This window comes from Variovorax beijingensis (genome assembly GCF_007828835.1).
Taxonomy (GTDB): Bacteria; Pseudomonadota; Gammaproteobacteria; order Burkholderiales; family Burkholderiaceae_C; genus Variovorax; species Variovorax beijingensis_A.
Genome location: NZ_VIVL01000003.1, coordinates 375,151 through 401,203 on the forward strand (window position 1 = coordinate 375,151; position 26,053 = coordinate 401,203).

Consider the following 26,053-nt stretch of genomic DNA (forward strand, 5'->3'; position numbering starts at 1 on the left):
CATCCGGCCGGGGCGGTCGGTGTGCGGGTCAGGTGTTCAGGAAACGGTTCATTGAGTGGTTGTGTCGCCCGGGAGGTTGGTCGTCGCCAGGCGCGGATAAAAAACTGTTGCTGAAAAACGAAGGGCGGATTCTGGCGAGCACGCACGCTGTGTGCAAGCGCGGCGCGTGCGCCTGTGGCGCAGAGCCCACGCCTCGCTTCGCGCAAATCCGTCAGCTCCGCTGCGCCGCCTCGGCTTCGTCGCGCAGCCATTGCGCGAATTCCTGTGCGTCGCGATTGCCCGCGGCACGGCGCGAGGCCTCGATGAAATAGCCGCGATGCGAGGCCGCGCCCTCGCCCAGCGGCGCCACCAGCCGGCCGTCGCGCACCAGCTCGCGCAGCAGCGGCAGCCGGCCGATCACCACGCCCTGCCCCGCCACCGCGGCGGCCACCGCATCGGCGTACTGGGTGAAGCGCAGCGTGCTCTTCATGCGCAGGTCATCGAGCCCCATCACCTTGAGCCAGGGTTCCCAATCGGCTGTGGGGGCCTCGCTGTGGTCCGGGTACTCCACCGTCAGCAGCGTGAGGTTCGCGAAATCCGAGGGCGTGCGCAGGGAGGCCGCGAGCTGCGGCGAGCACAGTGGGATCACCGATTCCTCGAACAGCGCCGGGCCGGCGCCGCGGCCGATCGGCGCAAAGCGCACCGCCAGGTCGAGACGGCTGCTCTCCAGGTCCAGCACGTCGAGCGTGGCCGACACGCGCACGTCGACCTGGGGATGGCTGCCGGTGAAGCGCGCCAGCTTCGGAATGAGCCAGAGCGACGCGAAACCCGGCGTGGTGGTGATCGCCACCTGGCGCGGCGCAGAGCTGGCACGCACCCGGGCCGTGGCGTCGCGCAGGCGCTCCAGGCTGTCGGTCACGGCCCGCTGCATCACGCCGCCCGCCTCGGTGAGCGCCAGCGCGCGGTGCCGGCGCTCGAACAGCAGCACGCCCAGGCTGGCTTCGAGCTGCTGGATCTGCCGGCTCACGGCCGACTGGGTCAGGTGCAGTTCGCCGGCCGCGAGCGTGAAGCTCAGCCGGCGCGCCGCGGCCTCGAAACTGCGCAGCAGCTCGAGCGGCGGCAGTTCGCCCACGGAGGCTTTCGCATTCTCTGGATGCATGCAACGAGTTCCAAACGACCGTGTGTAAGAGCGGGGTCAACTCACTATATTCATTCGTATCACGAATGCAATGGAGCTTGCCATGAGCACCCAGCCTCTTTCTTCCCGCTTTCAAGTCAGCCTGCCGACCCGTTCCATCTTTGCCGTGCCCGATGGCGCCGGCGTGGGCATCGAATGCCGCAGCGGCTCGGTCTGGGTGACGCTCGACCGCGACCCGCGCGACATCGTGCTTGCGCCGGGCGAACGCTTCGAGAGCACCGAACACCGGCGCGTGCTGGTCTCGGCGCTGGAGGCCTCGTGCATCACGGTCTCGGACGCGCAGCCCGCGGCCATGCCGCTGCCCGCGCCGGCGCGGCGCCGGTCGCCTTGGCGACTGCTGCCGCTCGGGTTGTCCCCGGCTTGACCTGAGCGGCCCCGGCATCGAACCTCGATGCCATGGACCTCCCCTGCACCGAACGCCGCCGCCGTGACGGGCGGCTTTTTTGCGGTGGGCGCCGCATGGTCCGCGCTGTTTTCTTTTCTAGAGGGACATGACCATGGCAGAGGCATACATCGTCGCCGCCGCGCGCACGGCCGGCGGCCGGCGCGGCGGCAAGCTCGCGGGCTGGCATCCGGCCGACCTGGCGGCGCAGGTGATCGACGCATTGGTGGCGAAGAGCGGCATCGACCCGGCCGCGGTGGAGGACGTGATCCTCGGCTGCGTGAGCCAGGTGGGCGAGCAGGCAACCAACGTGGCGCGCAATGCGGTGCTGGCGTCGAAGCTGCCCGAATCGGTGCCGGGCACCTCGGTCGACCGGCAGTGCGGCTCGTCGCAGCAGGCGCTGCATTTCGCGGCGCAGGCCGTGATGTCGGGCGCCATGGATGCGGTGATTGCGGGCGGCGTCGAGAGCATGACGCGCGTGCCGATGTTCACGCCCAACGCGCTGCCGGCCAAGGCGGGCCTGGGCACCTACATGAGCCCGGCCATGAAGAGGCGCTACCCCGGCGTGGAGTTCAGCCAGTTCGCCGGCGCCGAGATGATCGCGGCCAACTACGGCATCGACAAGGATGCGCTCGACCGCTATGCGCTCGAAAGCCACCGCCGAGCCATGGCCGCCACGCGCGCGGGCGCGTTCGACGACGAGATCGTGCCCATCGAGATCCTGCAGGCCGACGGCCGCGGCACGGGCGAGCAGCACACGGTGGACGAAGGCATCCGCTTCGATGCCACGCTCGAAGGCATCGCGGGCGTCAAGCTGATTGCCGAGGGCGGCCGCTGCACCGCCGCCACCGCGAGCCAGATCTGCGACGGCGCGAGCGGCGTGCTGGTGGTGAACGAACGCGGCCTCAAGGCGCTGGGCGTGAAGCCGCTCGCGCGCATCCACCACATGAGCGTGATGGGGCACGACCCGGTGATCATGCTGGAAGCGCCGCTGCCCGCCACGCTGAGCGCGCTCAAGAAGGCCGGCATGCGCATCCAGGACATCGACCTCTATGAAGTGAACGAAGCCTTCGCGCCCGTGCCCATCGCCTGGCTGGAGGCGCTGGACGCCGACCCGGCGCGGCTCAACGTGAACGGCGGCGCCATTGCGCTCGGCCATCCGCTGGGCGCCTCGGGCACCAAGCTCATGGCCACGCTGGTCCACGCGCTGGGCAGGCGCGGCAAGCGCTACGGCCTGCAGACGATGTGCGAAGGCGGCGGCATGGCCAACGTCACCATCGTGGAGAGGCTCTGATGACCGCACAGCAGCCCTATGTGCTTTACGAGCTGGCCGACGGCATTGCCACGCTCACGCTGAACCTGCCGGCCAAGCTGAACCCGATTGCGCGCGAACTGCAGGTCGAACTGCGCGACACGCTCGAGCGCATCCGCGGCGACCGCGCGGTGCGCGCCGTGATCCTGACCGGCGCCGGCAAGGCCTTTTGCGTGGGCGCGGACCTCAGCGCCATGGCACCCGGCGAAGAAGGCAAGTCGCTCGGCGCGCAAACCGCGGAGTGGATGCAGTCGCTCAGCAACCCGCTGATCGAGACGCTGCGCACGCTGCCCGTGCCGGTGGTGGCAGCCGTCAACGGCGCCGCAGCCGGTGCCGGCGCGGGCCTGGCACTGGCGGCCGACGTGACGATTGCCGCGCGCAGCGCCTACTTCTACCTGCCTTTTCTGCCCAAGCTCGGCATCGTGCCGGACCTGGGCTGCACCTGGGCCATTCCGAGGCGCGCCGGCAGGGCGCGTGCGATGGGCATGGCGCTGCTCGACGAGCGCCTGAGCGCCGCTCGCGCCGTGCAATGGGGCCTGATCTGGGCCTGCGCCGACGACGAACAGCTGCTGGAAGAAGCACGCGCGATCGCGCAGCGGCTCGCCCGGCTGCCGGCGCATGCGGTGGTCGAGGCGCGCGAAGCCTTCGAAGCCGCCGAGCGCCACACGCTGGCCGAGCAGCTGCACTACGAAAGCGAACGCCAGCGCGAACTGATCGACCGTCCCACGTTCCGCGAAGGCGTGAGCGCCTTCCTGCAGAAGCGCCCTCCAAGCTTCCCCGGGCGCTGAGGCCATGATCGAACGCACGCTTTTCAGCGCCGACCACGAGGCCTTCCGCGACAGCTTCCGCCGCTTCATGGACAAGGAGATCGCGCCCTTCCACGAGGCGTGGGAAGAACAGGGCTACGTGGACCGCGCCGTCTGGTCCAAGGCCGGCGAGAACGGTTTTCTCTGCATGGCGCTGCCCGAGGCCTACGGCGGCGCGGGCGCCGACCTGCTCTTTTCGGTGATCCAGTTCGAGGAGCTCTGGGCGCGCGGCTTCACGGGCATCGGCTTCGGGCTGCACAGCGAGATCGTGGCGCCCTACATCCTGCGCTACGGCACCGAGGCGCAGAAGCAGCGCTACCTCCCAAAGCTTGCGAGCGGCGAGATGGTCGGCGCCATCGCGATGAGCGAGCCCGGCGCCGGCAGCGACCTGCAGGCGGTCAAGACCAGCGCGCTGAAGCAGGCCGACGGCAGCTACCTGCTCAACGGCAGCAAGACCTTCATCACCAACGGCTGGCATGCCGACCTCGTGATCGTGGTGGCCAAGACCGACCCGGCCGCAGGCGCCAAGGGCACCAGCCTGTTCCTGGTCGAGCGCGGCATGCCGGGCTTCGAGAAGGGCAAGCGGCTCAAGAAACTCGGGCTGAAGGCGCAGGACACCTCCGAACTGTTCTTCAACGACGTGCGGCTGCCGGCCGACGCATTGCTCGGCGATGCGGCGCAGCTGAACCGCGGTTTTGTCTGCCTGATGGAGCAGCTGCCGTGGGAGCGGCTGCAGATCGCGATCAGCGCGGTGGCCGCATCGCAGGCCGCCATCGACCAGACGGTGGCCTATGTGAAGGAGCGCAAGGTGTTCGGCCAGCCGGTGGGCAGCTACCAGAACACGCGCTACACGCTCGCCGAGCTGCAGACCGAGGTGCAGGTGGCGCAGGTGTTCGTCGACAAGTGCATCGAGCTGCTGATGGCCGAGAAGCTCGATACCGCTACCGCCAGCATGGCCAAGTACTGGACCACCGACCTGCAGTGCAAGGTGATGGACGCCTGCGTGCAGCTGCACGGCGGCTATGGCTACATGTGGGAGTACCCGGTCACGCGCGCCTATGCCGATGCGCGGGTGCAGCGCATCTATGGCGGCACGAACGAGATCATGAAAGAGGTGATCACGCGGGCGATGGGCCTCGGCGGGCGCTGAAACAGAACCCCTGGCGCCCGACTTGAGGCTGCGGGAGAATGGCCGCATGCCCATCCTCAACGCCTTCTACGCCCAGTCGGGCGGCGTCACCTCGGTCATCAATGCGTCGGCCTGCGGCGTGATCGAGACGGCACGAAAACACCCGGACCGCATCGGCAACGTCTACGCCGGGCGCAACGGCATCATCGGCGCGCTGACCGAGGAGCTGATCGACACCGGCGCCGAGCCGGCCGAAGCCATCGCGGCTCTGCGCAGCACGCCCTCGGGCGCGTTCGGCTCGTGCCGCTACAAGCTCAAGTCGCTCGAGAAGAACCGGCGCGAGTACGAGCGCCTCATCGAGGTGTTCAAGGCGCACGGCATCGGCTACTTCTTCTACAACGGCGGCGGCGACTCGGCCGACACCTGCTTCAAGGTGAGCCAGCTGTCGCAGTCGATGGGCTATCCGCTGCAGGCGATCCACGTGCCCAAGACCATCGACAACGACCTGCCGCTGACCGACTGCTGCCCGGGCTTCGGCTCGGTGGCCAAGTACGTGGCGGTGTCGACGCTCGAAGCCTCGTTCGACGTGCGCTCGATGGCGGCCACTTCCACCAAGGTGTTCGTGCTCGAGGTGATGGGCCGCCATGCGGGCTGGATCGCGGCGGCCGGCGGGCTGGTGGCCGACCATGGCATTCCGGTGGTGGTGCTGTTCCCCGAGATCGAGTTCGACAAGGCGCGCTTTCTCGCGCGCGTGGACGAACTGGTGAAGCAGCACGGCTACTGCTCGGTGGTGGTGTCCGAGGGCTGCCACTACCCTGACGGAAGCTTCCTGGCCGAGCAGGGCACGCGCGACGCCTTCGGCCATGCGCAGCTCGGCGGCGCGGCGCCGGTGGTGGCGCAGATGGTCAAGGAGGCGCTGGGCCACAAGTTCCACTGGGCGGTGGCCGACTACCTGCAGCGCGCGGCGCGGCACATTGCTTCGGCCACCGACGTGCGGCAGGCCTATGAGCTGGGGCAGCGCGCGGTCGAGCTCGCGCTCGAGGGCCGCAACGCGGTGATGCCGACCATCGAGCGCACTTCCGATGCGCCCTACACCTACCGCATCGGCAGCGCCCCGCTCGATGCGGTGGCGAACGTCGAAAAGCCGATGCCGCGCGACTTCATCTCGGACGACGGCTGGGGCATCACAGACCAGTGCCGGCGCTACCTGCTGCCGCTGATCGAAGGCGAGGACTATCCCGCCTACCGCAACGGCCTGCCGGTGTACGCCACCTTGCGCAACGTGGCCGTGCCCAGGAAGCTGCCGGCCTTCGAGCTCGCCTGACGCGATGGAAACAGCCACCGTCATCGACACCACGCGCTGTCCGCTGTGTGGCGAACAGAACCGCTGCGCGATGGAAACCGCGCGCGCAACCGGCCAGCCGCAACCGCCCTGCTGGTGCATGGCGGCCGACTTCGGCAAGGCACCGTTTGCGGCCCTGCCCCCGGCATCGCGCGGCAAGGCCTGCATGTGCGCCCGCTGCGCCGCGGGAGTGCCCGCCGAGCCTCTTCAGGACTGAGCGGCGTCCTGCTGCTGGCTCTGGGCCTGCGGCGGTATCTGCGCCGGCGCCATTGCGTCGCCCGTGCGGTCGCGCTGCTGCGTGATCACGCAATGGATGAACTGCAGCTTGCCGACGGCCACGCGCGGCAGCACGAAGGGGTAGTAGTCGGGCTGGCCCATGCTGCGCGAAAGCTCGTTGAGCACGTTGGTGAGCAGCACCCAGCCGTTGAGGAAATCCAGGAACCTGGCAGCGCCGGGATGCTCGGGCTGCCACAGGTCGTCCGTGGTGAACAGGTCGCTGGTGAGTTCGACGTTGGTGGCGTCCACGCCAAAGCTCATGGCGGTGTCGGTGGTGTCGGCCATGTGCAGGTAGTGCGCCCAGGTCTCGGCCCAGTCTTCCCAGGGGTGCATGCTTGCGTAGCTGCTCACGAAGCGGTTGGCCCAGTCGGGCGGCGGGCCCTGGTCGTAGTGCCGCTGGAGCGCCGCGGCATAGTCGGCGCGCTCGTCGCCGAAGAGCGCGCGGAACTCGTCGAGCCAGGGCGTGGGCTGCACGAGCAGGTCCCAGTAGTAGTGGCCGACCTCGTGGCGGAAATGCCCGAGCAGCGTCCGGTAGGGCTCGCGCATCTCGGCGCGGATGCGCTCGCGCACCGCGTCCTCGGCCTCTTCGGCGTTGAGGGTGATCACGCCCTGTTCATGCCCGGTCATCACATGCGGGCCGCCCGGCATGTTGCCCAGAAAGTCGAAAGCCAGCCCGTGCACCGGATCGGCATGGCGGCTGACCACCGGCAGCCCGAGTGCCAGCAGCTGCGAGATGAGCCTGCGCTTCGCATGCTCGAGCTTGCGCCAGAGCTCGCCGTTGCCTTCCACCGAAAGATCTGGGATGGTGCGGGTGACGCTGCAGGCCAGGCAGAAGCCGGGCGCGAGGCCGTCGGTGTTGAACGAGGGCTCGTCCCCCTCGCGCGGGGCCGGCACCATCCAGTTGCAGCTGGCGGCGGTCATGAGGTTGGCGCAGCGGCGGTACCTCTTGCCGTCCGGATTGCCGAACACGGTGAAGAGCTCGGGCTCGGCGCCGTCGGCCTCGTCGTTGTCGCCGGCCTTGTCCTCGGCCTCGACGGGCGCCAGCGGCACGACGCCCAGGCGCTCGATCACATAGCCGAGCGGCGTGCGGCAGGCCAGGCACTGGCTGTTGCGCAGGAACACCGGCCGGCCGCACTGGCAACGGTAGGCGCGGCTCACCGTCGGTGCCGCGAGCTCGGAGGCAAGGTGGGAGGCCGCGCCCGGTTCGGGAGCGCCGGCGGGATCAGTTGGCGTATTCATTTCATTGTTCTGGGAAGGCAGTGCGGGGCAGCGGTGCATTGTGGGACGCGCAGGCGCCGGACCCGCCGCGCAAAGCCCGATATGCTTGTAGGACGACGGACCCGCAACAAGAGAAGCCGGGGCCACCGCCCATGACCACCACTCCCAAGCCCGAAGCCGCTTCGCCGGCCCCGCCTTCCATCGGCACCCTGCGCGAACGCTACGGCCCGCGCTACCGCTGGTACCTGCTGCTCTCGGTGATGGTGGGGGTGATGGCGTCGATCATGTCCTCGACCATCGTCAACGTCGCGATCCCGGGCATGAGCCATCATTTCTCGCTGGGCCAGGAGCGCGCGCAGTGGGTGAGCTCGGGCTTCATGGTGGCCATGACGGTCTCGATGCTGACCACGCCCTGGCTGCTGTCGCGCTACGGCTACCGCCGCACCTACGCGGGCACCATGGTGCTTCTGCTCGCGGGCGGCATTGCGGGCGGGCTGGCCAACAACTTCTCGCTGGTGCTGCTGGCGCGCGTGGCCGAAGGGCTGGCGGCAGGCGTGGTGCAGCCCATACCGGCCATCATCATCCTGCGCGCCTTCGAGCCGCACGAGCAGGGGCGGGCGAGCGGCATCTTCGGCATGGGCGTGGTGCTGGCGCCGGCCATCGGCCCGAGCATCGGCGGCGTGCTGGTCGACCTGTTCGGCTGGCGCTCGATCTTCTTCATGGTGGTGCCGTTCTGCCTGGCCTCGCTCTGGCTGGCCTACAGGTTCGTGCCCACCACGGCGCCCGGCGGCGTGGCGGCCTCGCGCGGCAGCGGGCTCGACTGGCGCGGCCTCGCGCTGGGCACGGTGGGCACCCTCTGCCTGCTGAACGGCCTGGTCGAGCTGCGCGGCGATTCGCCGGCGCAGGCCGGCCTGCTGCTGGCGGCCGCGGTGCTGGCCTTTGGCGCCTTCGTCTGGTGGCAGCGCCGCTACGCAGCCGGCGGCGGCGAACCGCTGATGAACCTGGCGCTGTTCCAGTACCGCCAGTTCGCCATGGGCAGCGTGGTCGCCTTCATCTACGGCACGGCGCTGTTCGGCTCGACCTACCTGCTGCCGGTGTACATGCAGGTCGGGCTGCAGTTGTCTGCATCGCACGTGGGCACCATCCTGCTGCCGGCGGGCATCGTGCTGGCGCTGACCATTGCCGGCGTGGGCCGGCTGGCCGACCGGCAGCCGACCTGGATGCTGGTGAGCATCGGGCTGGTGCTGCTGGCGGCTTCGTTCGCGCTGATGGTGGTGCTGCGGCTCGACAGCGCGCTCTGGCTGCTGGTGGCGTTTGCCGTCATCGGGCGCATCGGGCTGGGTTTCATCCTGCCGTCGCTCAACCTCGGATCGATGCGGCCGCTGGCCAAGCCGCTGATTCCGCAGGGCGCCAGCGCGATCAACTTCCTGCGCATGCTGGGCGGCGCGGCCGGCGTGAGCCTGTGCGCCATCGTGCTCGAGTGGCGCCTGGCGGCGCATGGCGATTCGCTGGCCAATGCTGCCAGCAGCCCCGCGCGGCTGGCGGCCTTCGACGAGGTCTTCCTGATGCTGGCCGGGCTGTGCGCGCTGGCCATCTGCGCGGCCTGGCAGCTTCGGCAGCCCGCCCCGCAAGGGTAAGCACTTAGTAATACTTAAGCACCCATCGTTTCTAATTGTTAGCATTTGTTAGCTAATGATGGGATGGGTTTCATGCAACGCAGAAGTTTTGTCGCCGGAACGGCCGTTTTCGCAGCGGGCCTGGCCCATCTCTCCTCCGCGCAGGCCGCCGAGGCCGGGGTGACCGACACCGAAATCGTGCTCGGCAGCTCGGCCGTGCTGAGCGGTCCGCTCGGCTCGCAGATCAAGGTCGTGCACAACGGCGCCGCGCTGGCCTTCGACGCCGTCAACGAACAGGGCGGCGTAGGCGGACGCAAGATCAAGCTGGTGGCGCTGGACGACGAGCTCAAGCCCGAGAAGGCGGTCGAAAACTACGGCAAGCTGCTGAACGACCATCGCGTGTTCGCCTTCTTCGGCTGCGTGGGCTCGGGCACCACGGCCGCCGCGGCCAAGCTGCTGCAGCAAAGCGGCGCGCCCAGCGTCGGCGGTTACGGCGTGGGCGACAGCGCACGCGAACGCGTGGCGGGTTCGGCCTACTTCGTGCGCGCCAGCAATGCACGCGAGGCGCAGGCGCTGGTCGAGCACCTGTCGACCATCGGCGTGAACAAGATCGCGATCGCCCACCTGGACAATCCCGGCGGCGTCGAGGCGGTGAAGCTGATCGAGGCGGCCATGGCCACGCACAAGCAGGCGCCCGCGCTGGTGGTGTCGGTGAAGGGCGATGGCTCGACCTCCGCCGCCGCCGGCAAGACGCTGGCCGACAGCCAGTCCCAGGCGGTGCTGATGTACCTGGCCGGCACCGTGGCCGGCGAGGTGATCAAGGCGACCTACGGGTCCGGCAGCAAGCCGATGTTCTATGGCATGTCGATCGTGCCGGGCGAGGTCACGGCCAAGGTGGTGCAGCTGCAGGCCAGCGGCCTGGCCATCTCGCAGGTCATGCCCTATCCCTGGGGCGAGGTGGAATCCGTCACGCGCGACTACCGCCGCCTGGCCGAGCGCGCGCAGGTGCCGGTGGGCTACGGCAGCTTCGAGGGCTACCTGAACGCGCTGGTGATGATCGAGGCGCTCAAGCGCACCGGCCGCGACCTGACGCGCGCCCGCCTGCATGCGACGCTGCGCGCCCTCAGGCTGCGCCTGGCCGGCATGGATATCGACTTCTCGACCGGCGCCAATGCCGGCTCGCGCTTCATCGAGATGGTGCGCGTCACGCCCGAAGGCCGCTTCGTGCGCTGAACGGGCGCACGGGTTCGCCGGGCGGGCGGCGCTCGCGCTCTAATAGCGCCATGTGCCAACTGCTTGGAATGAACTGCAACACGCCCACGGACGTGACCTTCAGCTTTACGGGCTTCGCGCAGCGCGGCGGCCGCACCGACCACCATGCCGACGGCTGGGGCATCGCCTTCTTCGAGGACCGCGGGCTGCGCCACTTCGTCGACCACATGCCCGCGAGCGAGTCGCCGGTGGCCGAGCTGATCCGGCGCTACCCGATCCAGAGCCGCAACGTCATTGCGCACATCCGCAAGGCCACGCAGGGCGCCGTCAACCTGCAGAACTGCCACCCCTTCGTGCGCGAGCTGTGGGGCCGCTATTGGGTGTTCGCCCACAACGGCGACCTGAAGGATTTCCGACCGCGCCTGCACGGCAACTTCCACCCGGTGGGCAACACCGACAGCGAGCACGCCTTCTGCTGGATCATGCAGGAGCTGGCCAAGTCGCATGCGGGCGTGCCGAGCATCGAGGAACTCACGCTCACGCTACGCGAACTGGCGCCGCAGCTTGCGGGCCACGGCACCTTCAACTTCATGCTGTCGAACGGCCAGGCGCTCTGGGCCCATGCCTCCACGCATCTCTGGTACGTGGAGCGGCGCCATCCTTTCGTCACGGCGCAGCTGTCGGACGAAGACCTGGAGATCGACTTCGCCCAGCACACCACGCCAAACGACCGTGTGGCAGTGGTCGTGACCGCGCCGCTCACCACCAACGAAAGCTGGACGGCCTTCGCGCCGGGCGAGCTGCACGTGTTCGTGGACGGGCAGCTGGCGGCGTTCTGAACCGGGCCCCGCTCAGCCGCCCCGCCTGACAACTTTTATCTGACACTTTTCCGCAACATTGCGGGAAAGTTTCGAAATCATGGGTTTTGTTATCGAATAATAACGGTTCTCATTTGTATTACAGATTGAACCGTTCCATGTCCGCTGCTCCGTTTCTCCGGCTTCGCCCGACCGTGGCCGCCTCGCTGCTCGCGCTTCACGCCGTGGCAGCCCTTGCACAGACCACCCCGGCACAGCCGGCGCCCGCAGCGCCGGCAGCCTCGCCGTCATCGAACGGCACGCTGGCCACCGTCACCGTCGAAGCCAGCGCCGACGCCTCGGCCGAGGGCCTGACCAAGCCCTACGCGGGCGGCCAGGTGGCGCGCGGCGGCCGCGTCGGCATCCTGGGCAACCAGGACATGATGAGCACGCCGTTCTCCAGCACCAGCTACACCCACGAGCTGATCCAGAACCAGCAGGCCAGGAGCGTGGCCGACGTGCTGCAGAACGACCCGACGGTGCGCGTGGCGCGCGGCTTCGGCAACTTCCAGGAGTCGTATTTCATCCGCGGCTTCATCGTCAATTCGGACGACATCGCCTACAACGGGCTCTACGGCCTGCTGCCGCGGCAGTACATCTCGTCCGAACTGTTCGAGCGCGTGGAGGTGTTCCGCGGTGCGAGCGCATTCCTGAACGGCGCCACGCCCTCGGGCGGCGGCATCGGCGGCAACATCAACCTGCTGCCCAAGCGCGCGCCGAACGATGCGCTCACGCAGATCACGCTGGGCACAGCCAGCGGCTCGCAGGCCTATGCCGCGACCGACATCGCGCGCCGCTTCGGCCCCGACCAGAGCGTGGGCGTGCGCCTGAACGCCGCGCACCGCGACGGCGGCACCGGCGTGGACGGCGAAGGCGTCAAGCTCGACGTGCTCTCGGTGGGCCTGGACTGGCGCAGCCGCGACGCACGCATCTCGGCCGACATCGGCCACCAGGAGCACCGCCTGCGCAACACGCGTCCCAACGTGACGCTCGGCAGCGGCGTCACGGTGGTGCCCAGGGCGCCCGACAACAGCACGAACTTCGCGCAGCCCTGGACCTATTCCTACGAGCGCGACACCTTCGGCTCGGTGCGCGGCGAGTACGACATCACGCCGGACATCACGGCCTGGGCCGCCGCCGGCGCGCGCAGCAGCTACGAGAACAATTCCCTCGCGGGCCCGACGGTCTCCAACGGCGTCACGGGAGCGGCCACGATGACCCGCTTCGACAACACGCGCGAGGACAAGGTCAAGACGGCCGAGATCGGCGTGCGCGGCAAGCTGCGCACCGGCAGCGTGGGCCACGAATGGGTGCTGGGCTATTCCTATTTCGATCTCGAGAAGAAGAACGCCTACGGCATGGGCCTGGGCGCCGGCGGCACGCTCAACACCGGCATCTACTATCCGCGCAGCTATTTCCCGCCGGCGCTGACCTACCTGGGCAACGACCTCGCCAACCCCGCGCTCAACGGCACCACCACGCTCAAGAGCCTGGCGATCGGCGACACGCTGTCCTTCATGGACGACCGCCTGCGCCTGACGCTCGGCGCGCGCCACCAGACGATCGAGACCAGCGACATCAGCTACCGCGTCGTGAGCAGCGGCCTCCAGACCGCCGCCGGCGGCACCGTCACCTCGTACGACCAGAGCCGCACCAGCCCGCTGGCGGGCCTCGTGTTCAAGGCCAACGACCGGCTGTCGGTCTATGCGAACTACATCGAAGGGCTGGCGCAGGGCGAAACCGCGCCCGCGCAGTCCGGCGGCCAGCCGGTGCTCAATGCCGGCCAGCAGCTGCGCCCCTACGTCTCCAAGCAGAAGGAGGTCGGCATCAAGTACGACGCCGGCCAGGTCGGCGGCACGCTCGCCTTCTTCTCCACCGAGAAGCCGCGCGCCTTCGTGCAGGGCAACTACTTCTCCGCGAATGGCAAGGACCGCCACCAGGGCGCCGAGCTCAGCGTCTTCGGCCAGGTCAGCAAGGGCCTGCGGCTGCTGGGCGGCGTGACCTGGCTGGACGCCAGGCAGAAGGACACGGGCAGCAGCGTCACGGACGGCAAGCGCGTGATCGGCGTGCCCAGGGCGCAGGGCAGCATCGGCGTCGAGTGGGACGTGCCGGGCGTGCCGGGCCTCTCGCTCGACGGCCGCGTGGTGGCGAGCGGATCGAGCTACGCCAATGCCGCCAACACGCTGCGCGTGCCGGGCTGGACCCGCATGGACATCGGCGCACGCTACGTGACCGAAGTGAGCGGCAAGCTGCTCACCCTGCGCGCGCGCATCGAGAACCTGGCCGACCGCAACTACTGGTCCTCGGTCGGCGGCTATCCCGGCTCCGGCTACCTGGTGCTCGGCGCCCCGCGCACGTTCAACCTGTCGGCCACGCTCGAATTCTGATGCGCGCCTTCGCGACCGCCGTGCACCGCTGGGCGGGACTGGCGGTGGCCCTGTTCCTCGTCGTCTCGGGGCTGACGGGCGCCGTCATCTCGTGGGACCACGAGATCGACGGCTGGCTCAACCGCAAGCTCTACGACACCGCCTCGCGCGGGCCGTTCCGCGATCCCTTCGACCTGGTGGCCGCGGTCGAGGCCCACGACCCGCGCGCGCGGGTCGCGTACCTGCCGCTGGGTTTCGAAGAGGGCCACACCGCCCGCTACTTCGTGCAGCCGCGCACCGACCCCGCCACCGGCAAGCCCTTCCGGCTCGGCTACAACCAGGTGTTCGTCGATCCGGTGACGGCCGAGGTGCGCGGCCGCCGCGACGCGAGCGCCATCTCGCTCAAGCCCGAGACGCTGATGCCCTTCCTGCGCAAGCTGCACTACATGCTGCACGTGCCGGCCGTCTGGGGCACCGACCGGCTGGGCTACTGGATCATGGGCGGCGTGGCGCTGGTGTGGCTGCTCGACAGCTGCGTTGCGCTGTATCTCACGACACCACGCCGCCAGCGCCGTGCCGCGCACCCCGAGCACCGCGGCCCGCGCGAATGGTGGAAACGCTGGAAGCCGGCCTGGGCCGTGCGCTGGGCGGCCGGCGGCTACCGGCTCAACTTCGACCTGCACCGCGCGGGCGGGCTGTGGATGTGGGCGCTGATCATCGTCATCGCCTTCACCTCGTTCTCGCTGAATCTCTACAAGGAGATCTTCCATCCGATGCTGTCGCTGGTCTCGAAGACCACGCCGGGCCCGTCGGCGCTGGTGCCGCTCGCACCGCTGGGCACGCGCATCGAGCCCACGATCGGATTTCGCCAGATCGTTGCCGACGCCGAGGCCGAGGCGCGGCGGCGCGGCTGGACCACGCCGCTCGGCGGGGTGTTCTACAACCAGCGCGGCGGCTTCTACAACGTGTCGTTCTTCGACCATGCCACGCACGACAGCAGCGACGGCATGGGCCTGTCGAACCTCTACCTGGACGGCCGCGACGGCCGCGTCATCAGCAGCAACCGGCCCTGGCACGGCACCGCGGCCGACGTGTTCGCGCAGCTGCAGCTGCCGCTGCATGGCGGCCGCATCCTCGGGCTGCCGGGGCGCATCCTGATGTCGCTCATGGGGCTCGCGGTGGCGGGCCTTTCGATCACGGGCATCGTGATCTGGTGGCGCAAGCGGCGCGCGCGGCTGGTGCAGGTGCGCCGCCAGCGCGAGCTGGCACCGAAGGAGCTCAGCGCAGTGCGGCCAGATGCGCTTCAAGCGCATCGATGAACATCTTCGGCACATCGAAGCCGGTCTGCTCGGTGATCTCCTGAAAGCAGGTCGGGCTGGTCACGTTGATTTCGGTGACCGAATCGCCGATCACGTCGAGCCCGATCAGGAGCAGCCCGCGCGGCGCGAGGGCGCGGCCCACGGTCTCGGCGATCTCGCGGTTGCGCGGCGTGAGCGGCTGCGCCACGCCCTTGCCGCCGGCCGCCAGGTTGCCGCGCACTTCGGAGCCCTGCGGAATGCGCGCCAGCACGAACGGCGCCGGCTCGCCCGCGATGATCAGGATGCGCTTGTCGCCCTGCACGATGTCGGGCACGAAGCGCTGCACCATGATGGTCTCGGCACCGTTCTTGTTGAGCGTCTCGACGATGGAACCGAGGTTCAGCGCGTCCTGCCTGACGCGGAAGATGCCCATGCCGCCCATGCCGTCGAGCGGCTTGAGGATGATGTCGCCGTGCTCGGCATGGAAGTCGCGCACGGCCTGCGCGCTGCGCGTGACCAGCGTGGGCGTGGTGAACTGCGGAAACTCCATGATCGCGAGCTTCTCGGGGTGGTCGCGCAGCGCGCGCGGCTTGTTGACCACGCGTGCGCCTTCGCGCTCGGCCTGCTCGAGCAGGTGGGTGGCGTAGATGTACTCGGCGTCGAAGGGCGGGTCCTTGCGCATGAGCACCGCGTCGAAGTCCTTCAGCGCCTTCGACTCGCGGATGTCCTCGCGGTACCAGGCCTTGCTGTCACCGGTGAGCGTGATCTGCTGCACGTTGGCCGTGACCAGCCCGCCCGACACCCACTGCAGGTCTTCCGGCAGGCAGGCCGCGATGCGGTGTCCGCGGCGCTGGGCCTCGCGCATCATCGAGAAGGTGGTGTCCTTGTAGATCTTGAAGTGATCGAGCGGATCGGCGACGAAGAGGATGTTTTTCATCTGGGAGTCTTTCCGGCGCCAGAGGTGGCCGCCATGTTGCTGCTGTCTGGCGCGATGTTGCCGGAAGCGGCGATGCCCTTGCCGGCGCAGGCCTTTGCGCGCCCGGCCTGCTGCACCGCGAGCGCGAGCGCGCCCGCCACCACGCCCCAGAAGGCCGAGCCGATGCCCGCGATGGCCACGCCCGAGAGCGTGACCAGGAAGGTGATGACCGCGGCCTCGCGGTGCGGCTCGTCGCGCACCGCGGCGGCCAGCCCGCTGCCGATGGTGCCCAGCAGCGCCAGGCCGGCAATGGCGGCGACCAGTTCTTTCGGAAAGGCCGTGAGCAGCCCGGTGACCGCCGCGCCGAAGAAGGCGATCAGCACGTAGAGGGCGCCGCAGCTCACCGCGGCCGTGTAGCGGCGCGCCGGGTCCTCGTGCGCCTCGCGGCCCATGCAGATGGCGGCGGTGATCGCGCCCAGGTTCAAGGCAAAGGCGCCGAAGGGCGCGAGCACCAGCGTTGTCAACCCGGTGAACGTGATGAGCTTGCTGATCGGCAGGTCGCCGTAGCCTGCGGCGCGGATGGTGGCCACGCCCGGCAGGTTCTGCGAGGCCATGGTGACGATGAAGAGCGGCAGCGCCAGGCTCACGATGGCCTGCCAGCTGAAGACGGGCATGGTGAACACCGGCCAGGTGAGCGAGAACTGCACTGCGGACACGCTCATCTCGCCGCGCGCCGCCGCGAAGGCGAAGGCGGCCAGCAGCGTGAGCGGCACTGCATAGCGCGGCAGCAGGCGCTTGGCCACCAGGTAGGTGCCGAGCATCAGCAGCACCAGCGGCAGCGCGGTTCTCGCGGCGATGAACGCGTCGAGGCCGAAGCGCGCGAGCACCCCGGCCAGCAGCGCGGCGGCGATGGCCATCGGGATCCGGTTCATCACGCGCTCGAACCATCCCGTCGCGCCCGCCAGCACGACCAGCGCGGCGCAGGCGATGAAGGCACCGACCGCCTCGCCCATGCCATAGCTGCCGGCCGCCACGGCGAGCACCGCGGCGCCCGGCGTGCTCCAGGCGATCATCACCGGCTTGCGCCACCACAGCGACAGCACGATGGAAGGCAGGCCCATGCCGATGCCCAGCGCCCACATCCACGAAGCCGAGACTTCGGGCGTGGCGCCAAAGGCCTGTGCGGCCTGGAACACGATGGCCACCGAGCTCGTGAAGCCCACGAGCACCGCGACGAAGCCCGCGGTGAAGGCCGATAGGCTCAGATCCTTGAAGAAACGCATCGGGCGATTGTGCCGGGGACGCCGTGGGCCCGCCCAGCCTCCAGGGTCCGCCGGCGCGCCCATTGATTGTCGACAATTTTCATAAATTAACGTCGACAATCGGCACGAGAATTGCTGCAGCACCGTCGTGCTTCCCGCCATGCACCGCCATGGCCCACATGCTGGAGAACCCATGAACACGCCTGCCTCCTCCGATGCGCCACCATTGCCGGGCCCTTCCACGCCCGCCGAAGTGGTCGACGAATTCCTTCGTCTCGTGATGATTCCCGACCCGCAATCGGCGTCGCGCTTCACCGCGCCCGACATCCGCATCCGCTTCACCGGCAACCGCGAGATGCGGGCGCCCGGCGACACCTCGGCCTTCAATGCGAAGCGCTACGCCTGGGTGAAGAAGAAGATCGAACGCACCGAAGTGGTGGCCGGCGGCACGCCCGATGAAACGGTGGTCTACAGCCTGGGCACGCTGTACGGCGCCTGGCCCGACGGAACCGCCTTCGAGGGCAATCGCTACGTCGACCGCTACGTGGTGCGCTACGGCCTCATCAGCCGGATGGACGTGTGGAACGACAGCGCCGAATGGCTGCTGGTGCGCGCCGGGCTGGCGGTGCTGTGAGGGCGGGCGCATGACTGCACGCTGGCCCGAGCGGCTGCCCACGCACGGCCGCTTCGACTACAGCCCCATCACACGCCGGCCCGACTACGCGTGGCCGAACGGCGCACGGCTGGCCGTGTACATCGGCTTCAACATCGAGCATTTCGCCTTCGGCGACGGCCTGGGCGCCTGCATCGGCCCGGCCTCGCCGCAGCCCGACGTGCTGAACCACGGCTGGCGCGAATACGGCAACCGCGTGGGCGCCTGGCGCTGCCTCGAACTGTTCGACGCGCTGGCGCTGCCGGCGGGCGCGCTCGTCAATACGGCGCTCTATGACCATTGCCCGGAACTGGTGCAGGCCTGCGTGGCGCGCGGCGACGAGTTGATCGGCCACGGCCACAGCAACGCGGAGCGCCAGGGCGCATGGGACGAGGCGCACGAACGCGCATTGCTCTCAGGCTGCCGCGAACGCATGCGGCGCGAGAGCGGCCAGGCGCCGGCCGGATGGCTGTCGCCGTGGATCTCGGAAAGCGCCGTGACGCCCGACCTGCTGGCCGAGACCGGCTACGGCTATACGCTCAACTGGTGCCACGACGACCAGCCGGTGCTCATGCGCACGCGCGGCGGCGGCTCGATCTGGTCGGTGCCGTATCCGCAGGAGCTCAACGACATTCCGATGATCGTGGGGCGCCTCATGGACGCCAGGGACTTCAGCGCGATGGTGGTCGACAACTTCGACGAGATGCTCGAACAGTCGCGCGCGCAGCCGCTGGTGATGGGCCTCGCGCTGCATCCCTACATCGTCGGGCAGCCCTATCGGCTGCGCCACCTGCGCACGGCGCTGACGCACCTGGCACGCGGGCGCGACCGCGGCGACATCTGGCTCACCACGCCGGGCAGGATCGCATCGCACGTGCAGCAGCTTGCAGCGCAACGGCCCGCGGAGTTCATCTGATGAGCAGCCGGATGCACGCCGCACGCGTTCGATAATGGGCGGGTTCCCCCATCGCCTGCTCCATGCCCCGCTCATCCTCGCCATCCAAGCCCGCCATCGCGCCGCGCCCCGCCCGGCGCAAGCTGCCGCCCACCGACGGTGCCGCGGCGAAGAACGACGACCACGGCGACATCGAGGAACGCATCTACCGCTCGGTCTTCGAAGGCGTGACCAACCAGCGCCTCGCGCCCGGCACCAAGCTGCCGGAGGCGTCGCTGTGCGAGCTGTTCGGCGTCAGCCGCGCGCTGGTGCGCAAGGTGCTCCAGCGGCTCGCACACGACCACATCGTGGAACTGCGTCCGAACCGCGGTGCCATCGTGGCCATGCCCTCGCCCGAGGAAACGCGGCAGATCTTCGAGGCGCGCCGCGCGCTCGAGGCCGCGCTGGTGCGCATGGCCGTGCGCAACGCCACGCGCGCCGAAATCGCCGAACTGCGGCGCCACCTGAAGCAAGAGCATGCGGCGATGCACCGCTACGCGCAGCCCGAGTGGGCGCGCCTGGCCAGCACCTTTCATTTGCGCGTGGCGAAGCTCGCGCGCAATCCGATCCTGGAACGCTACCTGACCGAACTCATGTCGCGCTGCTCGCTGATCGTGGCGCTCTACGAACCGCCCGGCAATGCATCGTGCGAACATGGCGAGCATGCGGACGTGGTCGATGCCATTGCGCGCGGCAATTCGGACGAGGCCGTGCGCCTGATGGAAGAGCACCTGCTGGTGCTCGAGAAGAACATCGCCCTCGACAGGCCCGCTTCGCAGCGCAGCCTGGGGCAGATGCTGGGACTGGGCTGAGGCGGGGCAGGGGCCGGCGGCTGCGCGGGCCGCCGCCGGTCAGATCTCGATCTTCGAGCCCAGCTCCACCACCGCATTGTTCGGCAACCCCAGGAACGCGGCAGCGCCGCTCGCGTTGTGGTGCATCTGCGCGAACAGCTTCTCGCGCCACGGCGCCATGCCGCTGCCCAGCGTGGGAATGACGACGTCGCGCGAGAGGAAGTAGCTCGTCGTCATCGGCTCGAGCTGGCAGCCGCGCATGCGCGCGTTGTCGAGCGCCCGCGGCAGGTCGACATCGTTCTTGAAGCCATAGTGCACGATGACCTGCCAGCAATGGTGGCCGAGCGCCTCGATCTCGATGCGCTTGTCCATCGGGATCCAGGGCACTTCGTGGTTGCGCACGGTCACGAACATGTTCTGCTCGTGCAGCACCTTGTTGTGCTTGAGGTTGTGCAGCAGCGCATTGGGCACCACGCCGGGTTCCGCGGTGAGGAACACCGCGGTGCCGTCCACGCGCGCGGGCGGGCTCTCGAACACCGAATCGAGAAAGGCCTTCAGTTCGATCGCATCGGCGCGCTGCACCTCGCCCATCAGGCGGCGGCCTTCCTTCCAGGTGATCATCAGGGTGAACACGGCGCCGCCGATCACCAGCGGGAACCAGCCGCCCTCGAACAGCTTGAGCAGATTCGACGCGAAGAACAGGAAGTCGACCACGAAGAACACCGCGGTCGACGCAATGCACAGCACCAGCGGCAGCTTCCAGGCGTAGCGGATCACGAAGAAGGTCAGGATCGTGGTGATCAGCATGTCGGTGGTCACGGCAATGCCGTAGGCCGCGGCCAGACTGCTCGACGAGCGGAACATGACCACCGCGAGCACGATGGCCACGAACAGCCCCCAGTTGACCAGCGGAATGTAGATCTGCCCCGCCGTGCGCACGCTCGTGTGCTCGATGTTCAGGCGCGGCAGGTAGCCCAGCTGGATGACCTGGCGCGTGACGCTGAAGGCGCCCGTGATGAGCGCCTGCGACGCGATGACCGTGGCTGCCGTGGCCAGGAGCACCAGCGGAACGAGCGCCCATTCGGGCGCCATCATGAAGAACGGGTTCTTCACGGCCTCGGGGTTCTCCAGCAGCAGCGCGCCCTGGCCGAAGTAGTTGAGCGTGAGCGCCGGCATCACGACCGTGAACCAGGCCACGCGGATCGGACGCTTGCCGAAGTGGCCCAGGTCGGCGTAGAGCGCCTCGGCGCCCGTCACGCACAGCACCGTGGCGCCCAGCAGGATGAAGCTGGTGCCCGGGTTGTCCCACATGAACTTCAGGGCGAACCAGGGGTTCAGCGACTTGAGGATTTCAGGGTGGTGCAGGATCTGCGACACCCCGAGCACCGCAATCGCCAGGAACCACGCGAGCGTGATGGGCCCGAAGAACTTGCCGATGCCCGCCGTGCCGCGCTTTTGCACCACGAAGAGGCCGAACAGCACCACCAGCGTGACCGGCAGCACATAGTGCTTGAAGTGGGGCGACACCACTTCGAGGCCTTCGACCGCCGAAAGCACCGAGATGGCCGGCGTGATGACGCCGTCGCCATAGAAGAGCGAGGTGCCGAAGATGCCCACCAGCAGCAGCACGTGGCGCAGCTTGGGCTTGTCGGCCACCGCGCGCGAGGCCAGCGCCAGCATGGCGACCAGGCCGCCCTCGCCTTCGTTGTCGGCGCGCAGCACCAGCACCACGTACTTGATCGACACGATGACGGTGAGCGTCCAGAAGAACATCGAAAGGATGCCGTAGACGTTTTCGACAGTGAACGGCAGGTGGCCGTGGCCGAACACTTCCTTGACTGCATACAGCACGCTGGTGCCGATGTCGCCATAGACGACACCGATGGCGCCGATGATCAAGGCGGCGGCGGAAGTGGATTTGGGAGGTGACACGAAGTCGATGGGAAAAAGGGAGGTTGCTCGCGCGTAACCAGACGTCACACGCACCGAGATGCTGCCGCGATGGAATTTCCAGCCGCCGCGCGCACCCCTCCGCCCTCTTGTTTCCTTTGCTGTGGGGCCGCTATTTTGCCGCCGACCGAGGCCCGCGCAAGCCGCCCGGGAAAATCATTCGTAGATTTCGGCGTCCGGATCGGTGGCTTCCATTTCGTAGCTCGCAGCCACCATGGCCAGGCGGCCCACCACGCCATACATGTAGAAGCGGTTGGGGGCGCTCGCGCCGGGCTTGGCGCCGGGTTGCGGCAGATGCGCGCTTTCGGAGAACGCCAGCGGCACGAAGCTCGCGCCCGGCAGCTTGAGGTTCTCGTCGGGGGCGCGCTCGGCATGCACGCGGTAGAAGCCGCCCACCACGTAGCGGTCCATCATGTAGACCACCGGCTCGGCCACGCCGTTGTGCACGCGCTCATTGGTCAGCACGCCCTCCTGCACGATCACCTCGCCGGGCTCGCGCAGTTCCCTGGCGGCCGCGCCCGCCTTGCCTGCCGGGGCGCTGCGCGGCTTGCCGACCAGGCCCTCGACTTCCTTCGCGTCGCGCACGGTGACCACGCCCGGCCCGTCGCCGCCGACATGGCCCTTGACGACGACGAAGGGCTTCTCGTTGATGCCGTATTCCTTGTACTTGCGGCGCACCTTGGTCAGCACCGCGTCCACGTGGCTGGTCAGCACATCGATGCCGCGGCCTTCGGAAAAATCGACGCCGTCGGCGCGCGCATAGATCGGGTTGATCAGCCAGGGGTCGATGCCCAGCAGCTTGCCGAAGCGCTTGGACAGTTCTTCGTAGCTGTGCAGGTGGTTGCTCTTGCGCCGCACCGACCAGCCCGCGTGCAGCGGCGGCAGCAGGTACTGCTCGTGCAGGTCTTCCAGGATGCCCGGCGTGCCGGCCGACAGCTCGTTGTTGAGCAGGATGGTGCAGGGATCGAAGTTCTTGAGCCCGAGGCGGCGCTTGCTGCGCACCACGGGCTCCAGGCACACGGTTTCGCCGTTGGGCAGTTCGATCTTCTTGGGCGACTTGATGGCCGGATCGATCGAGCCCACGCGCACGTTGAGTCCCGCCATGTGGAAGATCCGCACCAGCTGGGCGACGTTGGCGAGGTAGAAGGTGTTCTTCGAGTGGTTCTCGGGAATGACGAGCAGGTTGCGCGCTTCCGGGCAGATCTTCTCGATGGCCGCCTGCGCGGCCTGCACCGCCAGCGGCAGCATCTCCTTGGTGAGATTGTTCCAGCCGCCGGGAAAGAGATTGGTGTCGACCGGCGCCAGCTTGAAGCCCGCGTTGCGGATGTCGACCGCGCTGTAGAACGGCGGCGTGTGCTCCATCCATTCGAGCCGGAACCAGCGCTCGATGGCGGGCGTGGAATCGAGTACCCGCTGTTCCAGTTCGTTGATCGGGCCGGTCAGGGCGGTGACGAGATGCGGAACCATGCGGCGGCCTTGTTGGATTTGTACTTGAAAGGTAGAGCGGAATTGTAGGATTTGGGGATGGCCGCCCCAATGACAAGACTACGTAGAGCGGACTTGGTTCAGTCCGCCCGCCTCCGGCGCATCAGCTGCGCACTTCGCCCTGCCCGAGCACCACGTACTTGAGCGAGGTCAGCCCTTCGATGCCGACCGGTCCGCGCGCGTGGAACTTGTCGGTGCTGATGCCGATTTCCGCCCCCAGGCCAAACTCGAAACCGTCCGCGAAGCGTGTGCTCGCATTGACCATGACGCTGGCCGAATCGACCTCGCGCAGGAAACGCTGTGCATGCACGTGGTCGCGCGTGACGATGGCGTCGGTGTGGTGGCTCGAGTAGCGGTTGATGTGCGCGATGGCCTCGTCGACCCCTTCGACCACCTTGATGCTGATCACCGCGGCAAGGTATTCCTCGGACCAGTCGGACGGGGCCGCATCGACGATTCTTGCGCCCGAGCCGGCCAGCGCCTCGTCGGCGCGCAGGATCCGGGCAGCCACCGGGTCGCAGCGCATTTCAACGCCCTTGGCCGCGAAGATGGCGGCGATCCGGGGCAGGAAGTCTTCCGCCACCGCGGCCGACACCAGCAGGCCTTCGGCCGCATTGCAGGGGCTGTATTTCTGCGTCTTGGCGTTGTCGACGATGCGCAGCGCCATCTCGAACTCGGCCGTGTCGTCCACGTAGACGTGGCAGTTGCCGTCCAGGTGCTTGATGACCGGCACCTTGGCATCGCGGCTGATGCGCTCGATCAGGCCCTTGCCGCCGCGCGGGATGATCACGTCGACGAACTCGGGCATCGCGATGAGCTGGCCCACGGCTTCGCGGTCGGTGGTCTGCACCAGCTGCACCGCATCCACCGGCAGGCCGGCCTCGGCCAGCGCCCCGGACACCAGCAGCGCCAGCGCCTTGTTCGACTCGATCGCCTCCGAGCCGCCGCGCAGGATGGCCGCGTTGCCGCTCTTGATGGCCAGGCTCGCGGCCTCGATGGTCACGTTGGGCCGGCTCTCGTAGATCATGCCGAAGACGCCGATCGGCACGCGCATCTGGCCCACGCGGATGCCGCTGGGCTGCTGCTTCATGCCGATGATTTCGCCGATCACGTCGGCCATGCCGGCGAGCTGCTCGCAGCCCAGCGCCACGGTCTCGATGACCTTGGGCGTGAGCTTGAGGCGGTCGACCATCGGCGCCGACAGGCCGGCGGCGGTGGCGCGCGCCAGATCCTTCTGGTTGGCCTCGGCGAGGTCCGGGCCGGCTTCGCGCAGGCGCTTGGCCAGGGCCTTCAATGCTCTGTTTTTGGTAGCTGCATCCGCACGGGCCATGAGGAATGCAGCGGTTTTTGCCTGCAGGCCGAGGGTCTGCATGTGCTCGCTGACGTTGAACGCGTTCATGCAGCTATTTTCCCACGCGGACCTGCTGCACGGCTGACGCAGGCCTTTTGGCTGCGCTCGTCAGGGATCAGGCGCGGCGCGCGGCAGCCGGCGCGCTGCTGCAGGCGCGGCACAGCATCAGCGCCAGGCGCTGCAGCGCCTGCCAGCCGCCGGCCGGCCAGTCGGGCTGCTTCAGTCCCTTGCAGATGCCGTCGACCACATGGGCCGCGCGCAGCAGCCGCGCCAGCATGCGGTCGTCGAGCCGGGGCAGCACGCGCTCGAAGGCGCGCTCGCGCGGGCCCCAGATGCGGTTCTCGCGCAGCGCCATGGGCAGCGGCCGGCCCGCGGCCATGGCGTCCTTCACGCGCTTCAGGGCGCGGATGTCCTCGGCGATCGTGTAGTGCACCAGCACCTCGGCCTCGCCTTCGGCCTGCAGGCCGTCGAGCATGCGCGCCACGCGCTGCGGATTGCCGGCCAGCACGGCCTCGGAGAGCTTGAAGACGTCGTAGCGCGCCACGTTGTTGACCGCGCCTTCGACCTGCTCCCAACTCAGTTCGCCCGCCGGATGCAGCAGGGCGAGCTTCTGGATTTCCTGGTGCGCGGCGAGCAGGTTGCCCTCGACGCGGTCGGCAAAGAACTGCAGCGTGCGCTGGCCTTCGTCGCCGGGCATCACGCGCTGGCCCTGCAGGCCCAGGCGCTGCGCGATCCACTGCGGCAGCGCGCTGCGCTCGATCGGGTCGACCTGCAGGCTCACGCCATTGTTCTCGAGCGCCGAGAACCAGGCGCCCGTGCGCGTGGCCTTGTCCAGCCGCGGCAGCATCACCAGCGTGAGCGTGCTGTCGTTGCCCTGCGCCGCCTCGGCCAGCTGCTGCAGCGCCGTGCTGCCGTCCTTGCCGGGCTTGCCCGAGGGAATGCGGATCTCGACGATCTGCTTGTCGGCAAACAGCGAGAGCGAGCCGCCCGCCGCGAGCACCGCGCTCCAGTCGAAGTGCGCGCCGGCCACGGTGTACGAACTGCGCTCCGTATAGCCCGCCACGCGCGCCGCGGCGCGGATGGCATCGGCCGCTTCCTGCGCGAGCAGCGGCTCGTCGCCATGGATCGTGTAGAGAGGCTTCAGACCCTTCTGCAGATGGGAGCCCAGCTGGGCGCTGGCAAGTTGCATGGAATCCTAGAGTTCCTTGACGGCCGCGAGGCGCCGCATCATCTGCTGTGCGATGTCGGCCTGCATGTCGCGGTACAGCAGCTCGGCCTCGCCTTCCTTGGCGAGCGCGTTGGTTTCGTTGAAGCTCAGGTCGCGCGACTGCGACACCTCGGTGGGCGCGAGCAGCATCTTGCCGCCCGGCGTGCGCAGGCTGAAGCGAACGCGCAATTGCAGCTGCAGCTCGCGCAGCAGGCCGGCCGAATTGGTCGAGATCACGATGCGGTCGCGGTTCTCGCCCAGGATCTCGAGGATCGCGTCGGCGCTCTGGGCCTGCTCGGGTGGCACCAGCGTCACGGTGCCGGCGGCGCGCATTTCGCGCCGCAGCCGGTTGATCAGCTCCGAATTGCCCGACACCGACAGCGTCTTGAACGCGAACACCGGCGCCTTGCGCAGTTCGAATCCGCAGCCGGCCAGCGCGAGGCTGGCGCCCGCCGTGGCCAGGCCCAGGAGAAAGCCGCGGCGCGGCAGCGGGGCGTTGCGATTGTTCATGCTT

23 protein-coding genes are annotated in these 26,053 nt (G+C 68.6%); 14 read left to right on the forward strand and 9 right to left on the reverse strand.

Annotation, left to right across the window (positions count from 1 at the left end; genetic code table 11):
- Positions 1-211 precede the first annotated feature (211 nt).
- A complete protein-coding gene (locus FB547_RS12305; protein ID WP_145742569.1) occupies positions 212-1,138 on the reverse strand; it encodes a LysR substrate-binding domain-containing protein in 927 nt (308 codons plus the stop codon).
- 82 nt (positions 1,139-1,220) lie between these two features.
- On the opposite strand from FB547_RS12305, the gene FB547_RS12310 reads away from it, so the two are divergent.
- The 6 genes from FB547_RS12310 (at position 1,221) to FB547_RS12335 (ending at position 6,365) form a co-directional block, all read left to right on the forward strand.
- Positions 1,221-1,541: a DUF2917 domain-containing protein gene (locus tag FB547_RS12310; RefSeq protein ID WP_145742571.1), complete on the forward strand. Its 321-nt coding sequence runs from the start codon at positions 1,221-1,223 to the stop codon at positions 1,539-1,541.
- Positions 1,542-1,674: 133 nt separating this feature from the next.
- On the forward strand, positions 1,675-2,853 hold the full coding sequence (locus FB547_RS12315; RefSeq protein WP_145742573.1) for an acetyl-CoA C-acetyltransferase: 1,179 nt from the start codon (positions 1,675-1,677) through the stop codon (positions 2,851-2,853).
- Entirely contained in the window at positions 2,853-3,659 is an 807-nt protein-coding gene (locus tag FB547_RS12320) for an enoyl-CoA hydratase-related protein (RefSeq protein ID WP_145742575.1), read from the forward strand. Before FB547_RS12315 ends, FB547_RS12320 begins: the two co-directional genes overlap by 1 nt.
- Before the next feature lie 4 nt (positions 3,660-3,663).
- Positions 3,664-4,827 carry an acyl-CoA dehydrogenase family protein gene (locus FB547_RS12325; RefSeq protein WP_145742577.1) on the forward strand — a complete coding sequence of 388 codons (1,164 nt, stop codon included), beginning with the start codon at positions 3,664-3,666 and terminating at the stop codon, positions 4,825-4,827.
- 46 nt (positions 4,828-4,873) lie between these two features.
- Positions 4,874-6,130, forward strand: a complete 1,257-nt coding sequence (locus FB547_RS12330) for a 6-phosphofructokinase (protein ID WP_145742579.1) — start codon at positions 4,874-4,876, stop codon at positions 6,128-6,130.
- A 4-nt stretch (positions 6,131-6,134) separates the two neighbouring features.
- Complete coding sequence (locus tag FB547_RS12335) at positions 6,135-6,365, forward strand: cysteine-rich CWC family protein (RefSeq protein ID WP_145742581.1); 231 nt, start codon at positions 6,135-6,137, stop codon at positions 6,363-6,365.
- Here the strand turns inward: FB547_RS12335 and FB547_RS12340 are convergent.
- A complete protein-coding gene (locus FB547_RS12340) occupies positions 6,356-7,663 on the reverse strand; it encodes a putative zinc-binding metallopeptidase (RefSeq protein ID WP_145742583.1) in 1,308 nt (435 codons plus the stop codon). The two genes, FB547_RS12335 and FB547_RS12340, sit on opposite strands and share 10 nt — an antisense overlap.
- A gap of 131 nt (positions 7,664-7,794) precedes the next feature.
- Between FB547_RS12340 and FB547_RS12345 the strand changes: the two genes are divergently transcribed.
- The 5 genes from FB547_RS12345 (at position 7,795) to FB547_RS12365 (ending at position 15,012) form a co-directional block, all read left to right on the forward strand.
- Positions 7,795-9,279, forward strand: coding sequence for a DHA2 family efflux MFS transporter permease subunit (locus FB547_RS12345; protein WP_145742585.1), 1,485 nt, complete (start codon positions 7,795-7,797; stop codon positions 9,277-9,279).
- 72 nt (positions 9,280-9,351) lie between these two features.
- Positions 9,352-10,491, forward strand: coding sequence for an ABC transporter substrate-binding protein (locus FB547_RS12350; protein ID WP_145742587.1), 1,140 nt, complete (start codon positions 9,352-9,354; stop codon positions 10,489-10,491).
- Between the two features lie 50 nt (positions 10,492-10,541).
- Positions 10,542-11,309, forward strand: coding sequence for a class II glutamine amidotransferase (locus FB547_RS12355; protein WP_145742589.1), 768 nt, complete (start codon positions 10,542-10,544; stop codon positions 11,307-11,309).
- 137 nt (positions 11,310-11,446) lie between these two features.
- Positions 11,447-13,714, forward strand: a complete 2,268-nt coding sequence (locus tag FB547_RS12360; RefSeq protein WP_145742591.1) for a TonB-dependent receptor — start codon at positions 11,447-11,449, stop codon at positions 13,712-13,714.
- Complete coding sequence (locus FB547_RS12365; protein ID WP_145742593.1) at positions 13,714-15,012, forward strand: PepSY-associated TM helix domain-containing protein; 1,299 nt, start codon at positions 13,714-13,716, stop codon at positions 15,010-15,012. Before FB547_RS12360 ends, FB547_RS12365 begins: the two co-directional genes overlap by 1 nt.
- Here FB547_RS12365 and gshB read toward each other — a convergent pair.
- A complete protein-coding gene (gene gshB / locus FB547_RS12370; protein ID WP_145742595.1) occupies positions 14,972-15,928 on the reverse strand; it encodes a glutathione synthase in 957 nt (318 codons plus the stop codon). The genes FB547_RS12365 and gshB overlap by 41 nt on opposite strands.
- A complete protein-coding gene (locus FB547_RS12375; RefSeq protein ID WP_145742597.1) occupies positions 15,925-17,190 on the reverse strand; it encodes a benzoate/H(+) symporter BenE family transporter in 1,266 nt (421 codons plus the stop codon). Before FB547_RS12375 ends, gshB begins: the two co-directional genes overlap by 4 nt.
- Before the next feature lie 172 nt (positions 17,191-17,362).
- Between FB547_RS12375 and FB547_RS12380 the strand changes: the two genes are divergently transcribed.
- From FB547_RS12380 to FB547_RS12390, 3 genes are all read left to right on the forward strand, one after another.
- Complete coding sequence (locus FB547_RS12380) at positions 17,363-17,803, forward strand: nuclear transport factor 2 family protein (RefSeq protein ID WP_145742599.1); 441 nt, start codon at positions 17,363-17,365, stop codon at positions 17,801-17,803.
- A 10-nt stretch (positions 17,804-17,813) separates the two neighbouring features.
- The gene (locus FB547_RS12385) at positions 17,814-18,737 is read left to right on the forward strand and encodes a polysaccharide deacetylase family protein (RefSeq protein WP_145742601.1); all 924 of its coding nucleotides are present in this window, start codon (positions 17,814-17,816) and stop codon (positions 18,735-18,737) included.
- A 62-nt stretch (positions 18,738-18,799) separates the two neighbouring features.
- Complete coding sequence (locus FB547_RS12390) at positions 18,800-19,567, forward strand: GntR family transcriptional regulator (protein WP_145742603.1); 768 nt, start codon at positions 18,800-18,802, stop codon at positions 19,565-19,567.
- A 39-nt stretch (positions 19,568-19,606) separates the two neighbouring features.
- Here the strand turns inward: FB547_RS12390 and FB547_RS12395 are convergent, their stop codons facing one another.
- The 5 genes from FB547_RS12395 to lptE form a co-directional block, all read right to left on the reverse strand.
- Complete coding sequence (locus FB547_RS12395) at positions 19,607-21,478, reverse strand: potassium transporter Kup (RefSeq protein WP_145742605.1); 1,872 nt, start codon at positions 21,476-21,478, stop codon at positions 19,607-19,609.
- Between the two features lie 174 nt (positions 21,479-21,652).
- Positions 21,653-22,963: a glutamate--cysteine ligase gene (gene gshA / locus FB547_RS12400; protein ID WP_145742607.1), complete on the reverse strand. Its 1,311-nt coding sequence runs from the start codon at positions 22,961-22,963 to the stop codon at positions 21,653-21,655.
- A gap of 121 nt (positions 22,964-23,084) precedes the next feature.
- Positions 23,085-24,380, reverse strand: a complete 1,296-nt coding sequence (locus FB547_RS12405; protein ID WP_145742609.1) for a glutamate-5-semialdehyde dehydrogenase — start codon at positions 24,378-24,380, stop codon at positions 23,085-23,087.
- A gap of 67 nt (positions 24,381-24,447) precedes the next feature.
- Entirely contained in the window at positions 24,448-25,521 is a 1,074-nt protein-coding gene (holA, locus tag FB547_RS12410; protein ID WP_145742611.1) for a DNA polymerase III subunit delta, read from the reverse strand.
- A gap of 6 nt (positions 25,522-25,527) precedes the next feature.
- Positions 25,528-26,049 carry an LPS assembly lipoprotein LptE gene (lptE, locus tag FB547_RS12415; protein WP_145742613.1) on the reverse strand — a complete coding sequence of 174 codons (522 nt, stop codon included), beginning with the start codon at positions 26,047-26,049 and terminating at the stop codon, positions 25,528-25,530.
- Positions 26,050-26,053 lie beyond the last annotated feature (4 nt).

Coding starts and splice junctions, on each gene's coding strand:
- FB547_RS12380 (WP_145742599.1), top strand. CDS start 17,363: ATGAACACGCCTGCCTCCTCCGATGCGCCACCATTGCCGGGCCCTTCC.
- lptE (WP_145742613.1), bottom strand. CDS start 26,049: ATGAACAATCGCAACGCCCCGCTGCCGCGCCGCGGCTTTCTCCTGGGC.
- FB547_RS12325 (WP_145742577.1), top strand. CDS start 3,664: ATGATCGAACGCACGCTTTTCAGCGCCGACCACGAGGCCTTCCGCGAC.
- FB547_RS12320 (WP_145742575.1), top strand. CDS start 2,853: ATGACCGCACAGCAGCCCTATGTGCTTTACGAGCTGGCCGACGGCATT.
- FB547_RS12345 (WP_145742585.1), top strand. CDS start 7,795: ATGACCACCACTCCCAAGCCCGAAGCCGCTTCGCCGGCCCCGCCTTCC.
- FB547_RS12335 (WP_145742581.1), top strand. CDS start 6,135: ATGGAAACAGCCACCGTCATCGACACCACGCGCTGTCCGCTGTGTGGC.
- FB547_RS12340 (WP_145742583.1), bottom strand. CDS start 7,663: ATGAATACGCCAACTGATCCCGCCGGCGCTCCCGAACCGGGCGCGGCC.
- FB547_RS12375 (WP_145742597.1), bottom strand. CDS start 17,190: ATGCGTTTCTTCAAGGATCTGAGCCTATCGGCCTTCACCGCGGGCTTC.
- FB547_RS12305 (WP_145742569.1), bottom strand. CDS start 1,138: ATGCATCCAGAGAATGCGAAAGCCTCCGTGGGCGAACTGCCGCCGCTC.
- FB547_RS12405 (WP_145742609.1), bottom strand. CDS start 24,380: ATGAACGCGTTCAACGTCAGCGAGCACATGCAGACCCTCGGCCTGCAG.
- FB547_RS12310 (WP_145742571.1), top strand. CDS start 1,221: ATGAGCACCCAGCCTCTTTCTTCCCGCTTTCAAGTCAGCCTGCCGACC.
- FB547_RS12315 (WP_145742573.1), top strand. CDS start 1,675: ATGGCAGAGGCATACATCGTCGCCGCCGCGCGCACGGCCGGCGGCCGG.
- FB547_RS12365 (WP_145742593.1), top strand. CDS start 13,714: ATGCGCGCCTTCGCGACCGCCGTGCACCGCTGGGCGGGACTGGCGGTG.
- gshA (WP_145742607.1), bottom strand. CDS start 22,963: ATGGTTCCGCATCTCGTCACCGCCCTGACCGGCCCGATCAACGAACTG.
- FB547_RS12330 (WP_145742579.1), top strand. CDS start 4,874: ATGCCCATCCTCAACGCCTTCTACGCCCAGTCGGGCGGCGTCACCTCG.
- FB547_RS12360 (WP_145742591.1), top strand. CDS start 11,447: ATGTCCGCTGCTCCGTTTCTCCGGCTTCGCCCGACCGTGGCCGCCTCG.
- gshB (WP_145742595.1), bottom strand. CDS start 15,928: ATGAAAAACATCCTCTTCGTCGCCGATCCGCTCGATCACTTCAAGATC.
- holA (WP_145742611.1), bottom strand. CDS start 25,521: ATGCAACTTGCCAGCGCCCAGCTGGGCTCCCATCTGCAGAAGGGTCTG.
- FB547_RS12390 (WP_145742603.1), top strand. CDS start 18,800: ATGCCCCGCTCATCCTCGCCATCCAAGCCCGCCATCGCGCCGCGCCCC.
- FB547_RS12355 (WP_145742589.1), top strand. CDS start 10,542: ATGTGCCAACTGCTTGGAATGAACTGCAACACGCCCACGGACGTGACC.
- FB547_RS12350 (WP_145742587.1), top strand. CDS start 9,352: ATGCAACGCAGAAGTTTTGTCGCCGGAACGGCCGTTTTCGCAGCGGGC.
- FB547_RS12385 (WP_145742601.1), top strand. CDS start 17,814: ATGACTGCACGCTGGCCCGAGCGGCTGCCCACGCACGGCCGCTTCGAC.